Below are 13046 nucleotides of genomic sequence, written 5' to 3' on the forward strand. Positions count from 1 at the left end.
TCTTAGCAAAGGGGCGTGGCAGGGTGGCAACCGCCTGTTCAGGTTGGGGCTTCCAGAGCCCCGGAAGGGGGCAGGGATACCCGTGATGGTCATCTAGCCGTCATAATTCCGTCTGGTGCCGTCCTTCCCGCGACGGCTGACAGGTTTCTCAATGTTCTCTCTGCAGACCATTTTCGGTTCCGGCAAACAGTTCTACACCCTGCTCGATGAGGCTGCCGTCGCGGCTTCCGACGCCGCCAAGGCGCTGCATTCCATGCTGCGCGAGGCCGACCGCCAGCCCGCGCTGGACGCGTTCAAGCTGGCCCGCCTGCGCGAACGCGCGGCCTCGGACAAGATCAGCCAGGCGCTGGTGGACAGCTTCATGACCCCGATCGAGCGCGAAGACATCGAAGCGCTGGGCTCGGCGCTGTACAAGATTCCGAAGCAGATCGAGAAGTTCGCCGATCGCTATTCGCTGGCCACGACCCACCTGGAGCACATCGACTTCGCGCCGCGCGCGGCGATGCTGGAACAGGCTGCCGGCGTGGTGGTGGAGATGGTGGCCGACCTGCGCCACATGAACCTGGACCGGATGACCGCGCTCAACGAGAAGCTGCGTTCGCTGGAGAACGAGGCCGACCGCCTGATGCTCGAGCTGTACCGCGACATCTACTCGGGCCGCCTGGACAACCTGCAGATGTTCCTGCTGAAGGAATTCTTCGAGATCCTGGAAAAGGCCATCGATCGCTGCCGCGAGGCCGGCGTGGTGGCGTACCAGATCGTGTTGAAGAACAGCTGACGGACGCCGCCGCATGTTGACCCTTGTCCTGGTGGTGATCCTGGCCGCGCTCGTCTTCGAGTTCATCAACGGCTTCCACGACACCGCCAACTCCATTGCCACCGTGGTGGCGACCAAGGTGCTCTCGCCCGGCTGGGCGGTGATGCTGGCCGCCTTCATGAACCTCATCGGTGCACTGACCGGTACCGCGGTGGCGCTGACCATCGCTTCGGGCCTGCTCAACACCAACGTGGTCGACGTCACCCCGCAGGTGATCCTGTGCGCCCTGCTGGGCGGCATCATCTGGAACCTGATCACTTGGTGGAAGGGCCTGCCGTCCTCGTCCTCGCACGCCCTGATCGGTGGCCTCTGCGGCGCCGGCCTGGCCGCTGCCCACAACAACTGGGACGCGCTGATCTGGTCCGAGCGCCTGGGCAGCTGGGCGCAGAACAAGGGCCTGCTGTGGAAGGTGTTCGTGCCGATGATAACCTCGCCGATCGCCGGCTTCCTGCTCGGCATCGTGGTGATGGTGCTGCTGTGGGGCCTGATTGCCGGCCTGGCCAAGATCGGTGGTGCCATCGGTCGTCTGGCCCGCCCGCGCATCGTCAACGCTTTCTTCGGCAAAGCGCAGATCGCCTCGGCGGCCTACATGGGCTTTGCCCACGGCCACAACGACGCGCAGAAGACCATGGGCATCATCGCCATGACACTGATCGGTGCCGAGGCCACCGGTGCGCTGGATGACCTGCCGTCGTGGCTGGCCTTCATGCACCCGGACGCCAGCGCCGGTGACGGCATCGCGATGTGGATCGTGCTGACCTGTGCGGTGGTGATGGCCGCCGGTACCGCCTCGGGCGGCTGGAAGATCATCAAGACCCTGGGTCACAAGATGGTCAAGCTGCACCCGATCCACGGCTTCGCCGCGGAGACCAGCTCGGCCACCATCCTGACCCTGGCCGCCCACTTCGGCATGCCGGTCTCGACCACGCACAGCATCTCCACCGCGATCATGGGCGTCGGCTTCGCCAAGAACCCGCGCTCGCTGAAGTTCGGCGTGATCGAACGCATTGTCTGGGCCTGGATCCTGACCATCCCGGCCGCAGGTGGTTGTGCGTACCTGATCCTGAAGCTGTTCGAACTGTTCGGCTGGACCTGATCGCCGCGCCAAGGTGCACACGAAAAAGCCCGCCGGATACCGGCGGGCTTTTTTCATGGGCAGAGAATTCTTCCGGACACATCGTGTCGACCAAGGTCGACACCTACCAGAGCAGAAACAGGGATCCGCCCTCGTGCCGACCAACGGTCGGCACCCACCAACAGCGCTCGGAAACTGTCGAAGGCGGGGTGGGATGGGCAGGCGGGGGCGCAGAGCGCCATGGATGGCGCTCTACGAGGCACGCAGGAGCAGTTTTTGCCGTCCCCCGCCTGCCCATCCCACCCCGCCAACCCACGGAATGCCAGCTCTTGCTGTTGCAGTGGCAGTTGATCCCCAGCGGGTGCCGGGCCGCAGGCCCGGCCACCACCACCACCCTCAGTTGCGCTGGAACAACGCCTGCACATCCTTCCGGAACGCCGCCTGGCTGTCCGCCCGGCTGTAGAACATGTGCCCGCCCGGATAACTGCGCACCTGCACCCGGTCCGGATTGCTGCCCATCGCCGGCATCTGGTCCACCGTCAGGATCGATCCCATGAACGGGCACGACAGATCATTCCAGCCATGCACGATCAGTACCTGCAGATGCGGATCGATCGCCACCGCCTGCCGCAGCTGGGTCACCGCGCCCTGGCGCAGCTCGCCGTTGCGGTCCCACAGCCGGTTCACGTCGTAGTTCAGCGCTTGGTAGCGTGCATCCACCTTCCAGCCGACCACGCGCGTCACGAAGTCGACCATCGCGGTGGTGGTCGGCGCAATGATGCTGTCCAGCAGCGGATCGTTGGCGCGCTGTTCCGGATCATTCGGGAACGGATCGAACGCGGTCACGTTGGAGTCGTAGCGGCTGCCCAGCGTGCCCTTGTCGCGGAACACCTCACGCAGATAGGCCTGCGTCTCCAGTCGGCCACCGGCGCGGCGCACGAACTGCGCATCCAGCCCGGTCAGCTCGGTCACCCGGCGCAGCATCGCCTCGGTCGCCTGCGGATCGCTGCGGCCCTTCATCAGCGCAGTCGCGTAGTCGCCGCGGGTGTATTCCACCACGTCGCGCATCGCCGCATCGGTCAGTTTGCCCTGGCGCTCCAGGTGCGCTGCAGCGATCGACGGCAGCGTCTGCATCCACGCCATCGGCGAGACATCGGCGTTGTCTTCCAGGGTCGGGCTCAGGTACGGCGACACCAGCACCAGGCCGTTCATCGCCACGCCCAGGCGGGTCTGCAGGAAGTGGGTGATGCGCGGGCCGCGGTAGCCGCCGTAGCTCTCGCCGGTCAGGTACTTGCGTGCACCCATGCGCTGGTTGCGCAGCAGCCAGTCGTAGATCGAGCGCGACAGGTATTCGATGTCGGCGCTGGGGTTGTACAGCTGCTTCTTCGCCTCGTCATCGCCGATGCGTGCACGGCTGAAGCCAGTGCCGACCGGGTCGATGAACACCAGGTCGGTGAAGTCCAGCCAGGTGCCGGGGTTGTCGTGCAGGGTGGCCGGCGCCGATGCGCTGTCACCCTCCGAACCAAAGGTGACCACCTTGGGCCCGATCGCGCCCATGTTGAGGTAGACCGACGATGCACCCGGGCCACCATTGAGCGCGAAGGTCACCGGCCGGTCCTTGCCCGGCATCGTATAGGCGGTGAACACCACATCGGCGATCACCTTGCCCTTGGCATCGCGCACCGGCAGGGTGCCGACGGTGGCGGTGTAGTCCAGGGTGCGGCCGGCCAGGCGCATGCTCTGGCGGGCTGACGCATCGGCGGGCAGCGCGGGCGCTTCGGTCTTGTCGTCTTTCGGATCGGGCTTGGCCTCGGCGTCGGGCGCGGCCAGCACGCTGGCTGGGGCGATGAGCAGGCCGACGCAGAGCGCGGCAGTGTGCAGCAGGGACTTCATGGCACCGGATCGGCAGCGGAAGGGGGTTCCGATGCTAGGCCGGTGGAGGGCATGTCGTATGTGTCCAAAGGCATGGCCGCGCGTCGAGGCCGCCAGCGGCCAGATTGGGTCAAGCGGGCAGGGTGGTGCGCAGTTCGTCGTCGGCCAGCAGGCCGTATACCGCCGAATCGGACAGTTCGCCCTGGATGCGCCAGCGCTGCCGCAGCACGCCCTCCAGGTGGAAGCCCAGCCGTTCAAGCACGTGTGCCGAGGGCCGGTTGCGCGGGTCGACTTCGGCTTCCACGCGATGCAGGCGCAGGGTCTGGAACAGGTAGTCCAGCAGGTGCTGCAGCGCTTCGTGCATGTAGCCCTGGCCTTGCCTGTCGGGGGCCAGAAGGTAGCCGATCTCGGCACGAGCGGCATCGCGATCCAGGGCGAACACCACGCAGATGCCCAGCAACGGGCCGTCCAGCGTTTCGCGCACGGCCAGCTTGAGCTGGGTGCCGGTGGCCTGTGCCGCCAGGTCATCGTCGATCTGCGCGCGCGCTTCGGCCGGTCGTGTCCACGCCGGGTGGTTCCAGAACCGCATCACGTCCGGATCAGACTGGATCGCGAACAGGGCGGCCGCATCGTCGCGGCGGATCGGGCTCAGGACCAGGCGCGCGCTGTGCAGCGGCAGGCCCGGGAACAGCAGCGAGTGGCTGGCCAATACGATGGTCCACACAGATGGACGCGCATTATGGCGCCGCCGGGTTTGCCGATGGGGGCGTAATGCCAAGGGCACATGAACCGGCATTACCGGGCGATGGGGCCAGAGCCGTTTCCCTGCGGGAAACGGATCCGGCCCCGCGTCGGGTCAGACTTCCAGCGAAGCCAGATCGCCCTTGCTCTCCAGCCAGCCCTTGCGGTCGGAGGCGCGCTTCTTGGCCAGCAGCATGTCCATCAGCGAACGGGTCTGCTCGCCGTCGTCCACGGTCAGCTGCACCAGGCGACGGGTGTCGGGGTGGATGGTGGATTCACGCAGCTGTGGCGGATTCATCTCGCCCAGGCCCTTGAAGCGGGTGACGTTGATCGCACCCTTGATCTTCTCGCGTTCGATCTTGTCCAGCATCGAGCGCTTCTCTTCTTCGTCCAGGGCATAGAACACCTGCTTGCCCACATCGATGCGGAACAGCGGCGGCATCGCCACGAACACGTGGCCGGCATCGACCAGCGCCGGGAAGTGCTTGAGGAACAGCGCGGTGAGCAGAGTGGCAATGTGCAGGCCGTCCGAGTCCGCGTCGGCCAGGATGATGACCTTGCCGTAGCGCAGGCCAGCAATGTCGTCCTTGCCGGGATCGCAGCCGATGGCCACGGCCAGGTTGTGCACTTCTTCCGACGCCAGCACGCTGTTGGAGGATACTTCCCAAGTGTTGAGGATCTTGCCGCGCAGCGGCAGGATCGCCTGGAAGTCCTTGTCACGCGCCTGCTTGGCACTGCCGCCTGCCGAGTCACCCTCCACCAGGAACAGCTCGGTGCGCGACAGGTCCTGGCTGATGCAGTCGGCCAGCTTGCCGGGCAGGGCCGGGCCCTGGGTGACTTTCTTGCGGACGACCAGCTTTTCGGTCTTCAGGCGCGCGCTGGCGCGCTCGATGGCGATCTGCGCGATCTTCTCGCCCAGCTCCACGTTCTGGTTCAGCAGCAGGCTGAACGCATCGTGGGCAGCGCCTTCGATGAAGCCGGCGGCCTGGCGCGAGGACAGGCGTTCCTTGGTCTGGCCACTGAACTGCGGGTCGGTCATCTTCAGCGACAGCACGAACGACACGCGGTCCCACACGTCTTCCGGGGCCAGCTTGACGCCACGCGGCAGCAGGTTGCGGAAGTCGCAGAACTCGCGCAGCGCCTCGGTCAGGCCGGTGCGCAGGCCGTTGACGTGGGTGCCGTGCTGGGCAGTGGGGATCAGGTTGACGTAGCTTTCCTGCACCAGCTCGCCTTCCGGCAGCCAGGCCACGGCCCAGTCCACGATCTCGGTGTCTTTCTTCAGGTTGCCGACGAACAGTTCGGCCGGCAGCATCTCGCGATCGCCCAGCTCCAGCTTCAGGTAATCGCGCAGGCCGTCTTCGTAGTACCAGGTATCAACTTCGCCGGTGGCTTCGTCGGTCAGCTTCACGGTCAGGCCGGGGCACAGCACGGCCTTGGCGCGCAGCAGGTGCTTGAGCGCGCGCACCGCGAACTTGGGCGTGTCGAAGTACTTCGGGTCCGGCCAGAAGCGCACGCGGGTACCGGTGTTCTTCTTGCCGACGCTGCCGACCACTTCCAGCGGGGTGGCGCGGTCGCCGTTGCGGAAGGTGATGCGGTGTTCGGCGCCTTCGCGCTTGATGTGCACTTCCACCAGGGTCGACAGCGCATTGACCACGCTGACGCCGACGCCGTGCAGGCCGCCGGAGAAGGTGTAGTTGTTGTTGCTGAACTTGCCGCCGGCATGCAGGCGGGTGAGGATCAGCTCGACGCCCGGGATCTTCTCTTCCGGGTGGATGTCCACCGGCATGCCGCGGCCGTCATCGCTGACCTCCACGCTGCCGTCCTTGTACAGGGTGATCTCGATCGAGCGGGCGTGGCCAGCGAGGGCCTCGTCCACCGAGTTGTCGATCACTTCCTGCGCCAGGTGGTTCGGGCGCGCGGTGTCGGTATACATGCCGGGACGGCGCTTGACCGGGTCAAGGCCGGACAGGACTTCAATATCGGCGGCGTTATAACGGGCGTTCATCTGTCTTCGAAAGCTTGGAGCGACGGGCAAGTGTGGGGTCTGGCACGGGATTTTGCACGCCTGCGGTTCAGTCTCGGCGACGCAGAGGGGGTAAAATGGCAGCTGCTGGAATCTGAACACCGGCGACCCCCGTTGGGTCGAAACATCCAAGCCATACCGCGAGGAGGACCTCATGAAGAAGTTGCTGACCATTGCGATCCTGGCCGCTGCCGCCGTTGCAGTGCCGCTGGTGGTGGCGCAGAACGCCGGCCAGCCGGCCCCGCAGCAGGGTGACCAGGCCGACAAGGCGCAGGCCGAGGCCGATGCCAAGGCCAAGCGTCGGGCCCAGGCCAATGCCGAAATGAAGGCGCAGGGCCAGCCGGCCCCGCAGCAGGAAGAGGAAGAGGAAGCGCGCAAGAAGCGCTGATCCCGCCCCCTGCCAGGCGCCCTTGCGACAAGGGTTGCGCTCCGGAACGCCCCGCTTTGCGGGGCGTTTCTTTTTAGTGGCGCGCCATCTGCCTCTTGGGTTGGCGGCCATCAATCTGTAAACTATGGCTTTCCGGGAGTAAGTGCGTGTCCACCATTTGCGAATGGGCTGGAGCGGCCAAGCGTGGCTTCCAGCATGGCGGGTCGCAGGTGACGGTCGATTTGACCGGCACGGTCGCCCCGACCTCGCACGGTGGTCCCCGTCCGGCGCCTGCCGTCGCACGGATCCGCACCTCCCTCGCTGCCACAGCGAACCGGAAAACCCCCTCTGAGCACCATGCCTGCCCTCCGGGCGCGCGTGGTGCTGCCGTTTTCCATTTCCAGACAGGATGCTTGCAGCCATGACTCCCTTGATTTTCGTAACCGGCGGCGTGGTGTCCTCGCTCGGCAAAGGCATTGCCGCCGCGTCGCTGGCCGCCATTCTCGAAGCCCGTGGCCTGAAGGTCACGATGATGAAGCTCGACCCGTACATCAACGTCGACCCGGGCACCATGAGCCCGTTCCAGCACGGTGAGGTCTACGTCACCGACGACGGCGCCGAGACCGACCTCGACCTGGGCCACTACGAGCGCTTCGTGCGCACCCGCCTGAGCCGCAAGAACTCGGTCACCACCGGTCGTATCTACGAGAACGTGATCCGCAAGGAACGCCGCGGCGATTACCTGGGCGCGACCGTGCAGGTCATTCCGCACATCACCGATGAAATCCGCCGCTGCATCGACGAGGCCACCGAAGGCTACGACGTGGCGCTGGTGGAGATCGGCGGTACTGTCGGCGACATCGAGTCGCTGCCGTTCCTGGAAGCGATCCGCCAGGTGCGCACCGAGCGTGGCCCGGAGAAGGCACTGTTCATGCACCTCACCTTGGTGCCGTACATCGGCGCCGCCGGTGAGCTGAAGACCAAGCCGACCCAGCACTCGGTGAAGGAACTGCGCTCGATCGGCATCCAGCCGGACGTGCTGCTGTGCCGTTCGGAACAGGCCGTGCCGGATTCGGAGCGCCGCAAGATCGCCCAGTTCACCAACGTTTCCGAGCGCGCGGTGATCAGCGTGCCGGACGTGGACGTCCTGTACCGCATTCCGTCAGGCCTGCATGCGCAGGGCCTGGACGAGATCGTCGTCAACCAGCTGAAGCTGGCCGACAAGGTCGGTCCGGTCGATCTGTCGATGTGGGAAGACGCGGTCGATGCGACCCTGCATCCGCTGGACGAAGTGACCATCGCCGTGGTCGGCAAGTACGTCGATCACCAGGATGCCTACAAGTCGGTCGGCGAAGCGCTCAAGCACGGCGGCCTGCGCCAGCGCACCAAGGTCAACCTGAAGTGGCTGGAAGCACAGGACCTGGAAGGCACCGACATGGCCGCACTGGCCGATGTCGACGGCATCCTGGTGCCGGGCGGCTTCGGTGACCGTGGTTTCGAAGGCAAGGTGCTGACCTCGAAGTTCGCCCGCGAGCAGCACGTGCCGTACTTCGGCATCTGCTACGGCATGCAGGCGGCCGTCGTCGATTACGCCCGCAACGTGGTCGGCCTGGAAGGTGCCAACAGCACCGAGAACGACCGCCAGTCGCCGAACCCGGTGATCGGCCTGATCACCGAATGGCGTACGGCAACCGGCGACGTCGAAAAGCGTGATGACAAGAGCGACCTCGGTGGCACCATGCGCCTGGGCCTGCAGGAACAGCGCCTGAAGCCGGGCACGCTGGCCCGTGAGCTGTACGGCAAGGACGTGGTTGCCGAGCGCCACCGTCACCGCTACGAGTTCAACAACCGCTACCGCACCCAGCTGGAGGATGCGGGCCTGGTGATCGCCGGCAAGTCGATGGATGACACCCTGGTGGAAGTGGTGGAGCTGCCGCGCGATGCGCACCCGTGGTTCCTGGCCTGCCAGGCGCACCCGGAATTCCTGTCTACGCCGCGTGACGGCCACCCGCTGTTCATCGGTTTCATCCGTGCCGCACGCGAACGCAAGGCCGGCGGCAAGCTGCTGCAGGAAGCCCGCGCCTGACTTGTGATGGGGGCCGCCGGCCCCCATCTTGCACGCTTCAACCCCCAGCGCACCGGCCCGGCCGGTGCCGCGGACAACAAGGAAACGCCATGAAACTGTGTGGATTCGAGGTCGGGCTGGACCAGCCCCTGTTCCTGATCGCCGGCCCCTGCGTGATCGAGTCGATGCAGCTGCAGCTCGATACCGCCGGCAAGTTGAAGGAAGTCACCGACAAGCTCGGCGTCAACTTCATCTTCAAGTCCAGCTTCGACAAGGCCAACCGCACTTCGGGCACCGCATTCCGCGGCCCGGGCATGGAAGAGGGCCTGAAGGTCCTGGCCGAGGTCAAGAAGCAGATCGGCGTGCCGGTGCTGACCGACGTCCACGAATACACCCCGATGGACGAAGTGGCCTCGGTGGTGGACGTGCTGCAGACCCCGGCGTTCCTGGTCCGCCAGACCGACTTCATCCGAAAGGTGTGCTCGGCCGGCAAGCCGGTCAACATCAAGAAGGGCCAGTTCCTGGCGCCGTGGGACATGAAGCCGGTCGTGGAGAAGGCCAAGGCCACTGGCAACGAGCAGATCATGGTCTGCGAACGCGGTGCCAGCTTCGGCTACAACAACCTGGTCAGTGACATGCGTTCGCTGGCGGTGATGCGCGATACCGGTTGCCCGGTGGTGTTTGACGCCACCCATTCGGTGCAGCTGCCGGGTGGGCAGGGCACCAGTTCCGGTGGCCAGCGTGAGCACGTGCCGGTGCTGGCCCGTGCCGCCGTGGCGGTGGGCATCTCCGGCCTGTTCGCCGAGACCCATCCGGACCCGTCCAAGGCCCTGTCCGATGGCCCCAATGCGTGGCCGCTGGACCAGATGGAAGCACTGCTCGAGACCCTGATGGAACTCGATGCGGTGACCAAGAAGCACGGCTTCTCGCGCTTCGCGTGAGTCGTGACCCGTGGCTGGCGCTGGAAGCCCAGCGTCACCGCCGGCACTGGAAACAGTGGCCCTGGGGCGTGATCGCACTGGGCCTGGCCGTGCTGTTCACCGTGGGCATGTTCGGGCTGGTACTGATCGGCGCTGCGTCGGTGCGGCCACCCGGTGATGGCAGCAGCGCGCTCGATCTGCGCGCGTACTTCATTGCGCTGCTGGTCGCGGAGCTGCTCGGTGCGGTGGGCTGCGTCGCGGCCGCGGTGCTGGCCTGGCGGCTGAACCGCGGCAAGGTGACGGCTGGCCTGGCGATCATCCTGCTCTCGCTGTGGCTGGGTGCCCTGTTCTACGGATTGCTTTGATGAATACGACCACATCGGCGCGTGGCTGGCCCTGGGGCCTGATCGCGCTGGGGCTGGCCGTGTTGACCTGGATCGCCCTGGTGGTGGGCGTGCTGGCCTTCACGTCCGGTTTCCGGCCGCCGGGGGACGGAAACAACGGCGTGCAGCAAACGCAGTGGTGGCTGCTGGGCGCGCTGGTCACGATGGTGCTGTCCTTCCTGGGCTGCCCGGTGGCGATGGTGCTGGCCTGGCGACGGCGGCGTGGCCCCATCCTGGCAGCGATTGCCGGTGCATTGCTGGTGATGCTGGTGTCGATGGTCCTGATCGTGATCGGGTCCAGCTGGGGCTGAAGCCGCCCACGCCATTTGGCAAGTGGCGGGCAGCCGGGGATAATCACGCGGCATTCGTTTTGTCGCCCCCTCTCCATACAGGTAACCGGCCCGACCATGAGTACGATCCGCAGCATCCACGCCCGTGAAATCCTCGACAGCCGTGGCAACCCCACGCTGGAAGCCGAAGTCATCCTGGAGGACGGTTCGTTCGGTCGTGCCGCGGTTCCCTCCGGCGCCTCGACCGGCACCAAGGAAGCGGTCGAGCTGCGTGATGGCGACAAGACCCGTTACCTGGGCAAGGGTGTGCGCAAGGCCGTCGACAATGTCAACACCACCATCGCCAATGCGCTGAAGGGCTTCGAAGCCACCGACCAGGCCGGCCTCGACCGTCGCCTGATCGACCTCGACGGCACCGAGAACAAAGGCCGCCTGGGCGCCAACGCGCTGCTGGGTGTTTCGATGGCCGCCGCGCACGCCGCCGCTGCATCGAACAAGCAGGCGCTGTGGCAGTACCTTGCCGCCAAGACCGGCGTGACCCCGTCGCTGCCGGTGCCGATGATGAACATCATCAACGGCGGCGCGCACGCCGACAACAACGTCGACTTCCAGGAGTTCATGGTGCTGCCGGTCGGCTTCACCTCGTTCTCCGAAGCGCTGCGCGCTGGCACCGAAATCTTCCATTCGCTGAAGTCGGTGCTGAAGGGCCACGGCCTGAGCACGGCGGTCGGCGACGAAGGCGGCTTCGCACCGGACTTCCGCAGCAACGTCGAAGCACTCGACACCATCCTCGAAGCGATCGGCAAGGCTGGCTACACCGCCGGTGAAGACGTGCTGCTGGGCCTGGACGTGGCCTCCAGCGAATTCTTCGAAAACGGCAAGTACAACCTGGTCGGCGAGAACAAGCGCCTGACCTCCGAGCAGTTCGTCGACTTCCTCGCCGACTGGGCCGCGCAGTACCCGATCATCACGATTGAAGATGGCCTGGCCGAGAACGACTGGGCCGGCTGGAAGCTGCTGACCGACCGCATCGGCAAGAAGGTGCAGCTGGTTGGCGACGACCTGTTCGTGACCAACCCGAAGATCTTCCAGGAAGGCATCGACTCGGGCACCGCCAACGCGATCCTGATCAAGGTCAACCAGATCGGCACGCTCAGCGAAACCCTGGAAGCGATCGCGATGGCCGACCGCGCCGGCTATGCCGCCGTCGTCTCGCACCGTTCGGGCGAAACCGAAGACACCACCATTGCCGATATCTCGGTGGCCACCACCGCCACCCAGATCAAGACCGGCTCGCTGTGCCGCAGCGATCGCGTGGCCAAGTACAACCAGCTGCTGCGCATCGAGGAAGCCCTCGGCGCCGGCGCGCGTTACGCCGGTCGTGACGCGTTCGTTTCGCTGAAGCGCTGAGCCGATGCGCGACTGGCGCTGGATGCTGCTGGTGCTGGCCCTGCTGCTGGGCTGGCTGCAGTACCGCTTCTGGTTCGGTCCGGGCAACTCGGGTGAAGTGATGATGCTCGAAGCCCAGGTCGCCAACCAGGAGCGGGACAATGAGGGTCTGCAGCAGCGCAACGACGCGCTCGCTGCCGAAGTGAAGGACCTCAAGGAAGGCCAGTCCGCCATCGAGGAACGCGCGCGCAGCGAGCTGGGCATGATCAAGCCTGGCGAGAAGTTCTACCGTGTGGTCGAGGATGCGCCGGTCCACCCGGCGCAGCCTGCTGCCGGCGTCACTGCCCAGGCGGGCGAACACCCGGCAGACGTGCCATGAGCGCGGCGATCTGGGTCGTGGTTCCGGCCGCCGGCCGTGGCACCCGCTTCGGTGCGCCGCTGCCCAAGCAGTACCTGCAGGCGGGCGGGCAGATCCTGCTCGCCCACACGCTGGACGCGCTGCTGGCGCACCCCGCCGTGGCCGGAGCGATGGTGGTGATCGGCCAGGACGACGCCGACTGGCCGGGCTGGAATGAGTGGTCGGGCAAGCCGGTGCTGACCTGCATCGGCGGCGCGACCCGTGCCGCCTCGGTGCTGGCCGGGTTGCAGGCGCTGCCGGACACCGTGCGTGCCGATGAATTCGTGCTGGTTCACGATGCTGCACGGCCGAACCTGTCGTTGGCCGATCTCGGTCGTCTGCTTGAAGTCGGTCGTGCCGACCCGGTCGGGGCGATCCTGGCTGCGCCGGTGCGCGACACCCTCAAGCGCGCTGGCGACGACGGCGGCATCGATGGCACCGAGCCACGCGAGCGCCTGTGGCGCGCACTGACGCCGCAGCTGTTCCGCCGCCACCAGCTCAGCCGCGCGCTGTCTGACGCTGCGGCCGCCGGTGTTGACGTCACCGACGAGGCCATGGCCATGGAGCGCCAGGGCCAGCGCCCGCTGCTGGTGGAAGGCAGCGAGGACAACTTCAAGGTCACCACTCCGGCCGATCTGGACCGGTTCGAATTCGTACTTTCCCGCCGCGCCGGCTGACCGTCCGCGCGGCCCTGTTGCAAGGGTTGC

13 protein-coding genes are annotated in these 13046 nt (G+C 66.2%); 10 read left to right on the plus strand and 3 right to left on the minus strand.

The annotated features are described in order from the left end of the window. The first annotated feature begins 151 nt into the window (after positions 1-151). Positions 152-778, plus strand: coding sequence for a DUF47 domain-containing protein (locus ACZLHH_RS08140; protein ID WP_004152833.1), 627 nt, complete (start codon positions 152-154; stop codon positions 776-778). Positions 779-791: 13 nt separating this feature from the next. Then, positions 792-1913 carry an inorganic phosphate transporter gene (locus tag ACZLHH_RS08145; RefSeq protein ID WP_032128946.1) on the plus strand — a complete coding sequence of 374 codons (1122 nt, stop codon included), beginning with the start codon at positions 792-794 and terminating at the stop codon, positions 1911-1913. Between the two features lie 375 nt (positions 1914-2288). Here ACZLHH_RS08145 and ACZLHH_RS08150 read toward each other — a convergent pair whose 3' ends face one another. The 3 genes from ACZLHH_RS08150 to parE all read right to left on the minus strand — a co-directional run bounded on the left by ACZLHH_RS08150 (position 2289) and on the right by parE (position 6510). Beyond that, positions 2289-3785: a S10 family peptidase gene (locus tag ACZLHH_RS08150; protein WP_149908629.1), complete on the minus strand. Its 1497-nt coding sequence runs from the start codon at positions 3783-3785 to the stop codon at positions 2289-2291. Positions 3786-3894: 109 nt separating this feature from the next. Next, positions 3895-4473, minus strand: a complete 579-nt coding sequence (locus tag ACZLHH_RS08155) for a GNAT family N-acetyltransferase (protein ID WP_107432345.1) — start codon at positions 4471-4473, stop codon at positions 3895-3897. Positions 4474-4620: 147 nt separating this feature from the next. Then, positions 4621-6510: a DNA topoisomerase IV subunit B gene (gene parE, locus ACZLHH_RS08160; RefSeq protein ID WP_019338185.1), complete on the minus strand. Its 1890-nt coding sequence runs from the start codon at positions 6508-6510 to the stop codon at positions 4621-4623. Between the two features lie 172 nt (positions 6511-6682). Here parE and ACZLHH_RS08165 point away from each other — a divergent pair, with 172 nt between their 5' ends. From ACZLHH_RS08165 to ispD, 8 genes are all read left to right on the plus strand, one after another. Then, complete coding sequence (locus ACZLHH_RS08165) at positions 6683-6916, plus strand: hypothetical protein (protein WP_005416022.1); 234 nt, start codon at positions 6683-6685, stop codon at positions 6914-6916. A 400-nt stretch (positions 6917-7316) separates the two neighbouring features. Then, a complete protein-coding gene (locus tag ACZLHH_RS08170; RefSeq protein WP_032130113.1) occupies positions 7317-8981 on the plus strand; it encodes a CTP synthase in 1665 nt (554 codons plus the stop codon). Between the two features lie 89 nt (positions 8982-9070). After that, positions 9071-9901 (plus strand): 3-deoxy-8-phosphooctulonate synthase, encoded by an 831-nt coding sequence (gene kdsA, locus ACZLHH_RS08175; protein ID WP_014036736.1) that lies wholly within the window; start codon positions 9071-9073, stop codon positions 9899-9901. Continuing rightward, positions 9898-10245 (plus strand): hypothetical protein, encoded by a 348-nt coding sequence (locus ACZLHH_RS08180; protein ID WP_180844457.1) that lies wholly within the window; start codon positions 9898-9900, stop codon positions 10243-10245. Before kdsA ends, ACZLHH_RS08180 begins: the two co-directional genes overlap by 4 nt. Continuing rightward, the gene (locus ACZLHH_RS08185) at positions 10245-10574 is read left to right on the plus strand and encodes a hypothetical protein (protein WP_180844456.1); all 330 of its coding nucleotides are present in this window, start codon (positions 10245-10247) and stop codon (positions 10572-10574) included. Before ACZLHH_RS08180 ends, ACZLHH_RS08185 begins: the two co-directional genes overlap by 1 nt. Positions 10575-10670: 96 nt before the next feature. Beyond that, complete coding sequence (eno, locus tag ACZLHH_RS08190; RefSeq protein ID WP_032130116.1) at positions 10671-11963, plus strand: phosphopyruvate hydratase; 1293 nt, start codon at positions 10671-10673, stop codon at positions 11961-11963. Positions 11964-11967: 4 nt separating this feature from the next. Further along, entirely contained in the window at positions 11968-12321 is a 354-nt protein-coding gene (gene ftsB, locus ACZLHH_RS08195) for a cell division protein FtsB (protein WP_032130117.1), read from the plus strand. Further along, positions 12318-13016 carry a 2-C-methyl-D-erythritol 4-phosphate cytidylyltransferase gene (gene ispD / locus ACZLHH_RS08200; RefSeq protein WP_049400377.1) on the plus strand — a complete coding sequence of 233 codons (699 nt, stop codon included), beginning with the start codon at positions 12318-12320 and terminating at the stop codon, positions 13014-13016. The genes ftsB and ispD overlap by 4 nt, the downstream gene beginning before the upstream one ends. Positions 13017-13046 lie beyond the last annotated feature (30 nt).

This window comes from Stenotrophomonas sp. 28608_Sma (genome assembly GCF_056486185.1).

Excerpts from the sequence above, each read along its gene's own strand:
- ftsB (WP_032130117.1), top strand. The coding sequence starts at position 11,968 with ATGCGCGACTGGCGCTGGATGCTGCTGGTGCTGGCCCTGCTGCTGGGC.
- ACZLHH_RS08185 (WP_180844456.1), top strand. The coding sequence starts at position 10,245 with ATGAATACGACCACATCGGCGCGTGGCTGGCCCTGGGGCCTGATCGCG.
- eno (WP_032130116.1), top strand. The coding sequence starts at position 10,671 with ATGAGTACGATCCGCAGCATCCACGCCCGTGAAATCCTCGACAGCCGT.
- kdsA (WP_014036736.1), top strand. The coding sequence starts at position 9,071 with ATGAAACTGTGTGGATTCGAGGTCGGGCTGGACCAGCCCCTGTTCCTG.
- ACZLHH_RS08150 (WP_149908629.1), bottom strand. The coding sequence starts at position 3,785 with ATGAAGTCCCTGCTGCACACTGCCGCGCTCTGCGTCGGCCTGCTCATC.
- ACZLHH_RS08165 (WP_005416022.1), top strand. The coding sequence starts at position 6,683 with ATGAAGAAGTTGCTGACCATTGCGATCCTGGCCGCTGCCGCCGTTGCA.
- ACZLHH_RS08140 (WP_004152833.1), top strand. The coding sequence starts at position 152 with ATGTTCTCTCTGCAGACCATTTTCGGTTCCGGCAAACAGTTCTACACC.
- ACZLHH_RS08170 (WP_032130113.1), top strand. The coding sequence starts at position 7,317 with ATGACTCCCTTGATTTTCGTAACCGGCGGCGTGGTGTCCTCGCTCGGC.
- parE (WP_019338185.1), bottom strand. The coding sequence starts at position 6,510 with ATGAACGCCCGTTATAACGCCGCCGATATTGAAGTCCTGTCCGGCCTT.
- ispD (WP_049400377.1), top strand. The coding sequence starts at position 12,318 with ATGAGCGCGGCGATCTGGGTCGTGGTTCCGGCCGCCGGCCGTGGCACC.
- ACZLHH_RS08145 (WP_032128946.1), top strand. The coding sequence starts at position 792 with ATGTTGACCCTTGTCCTGGTGGTGATCCTGGCCGCGCTCGTCTTCGAG.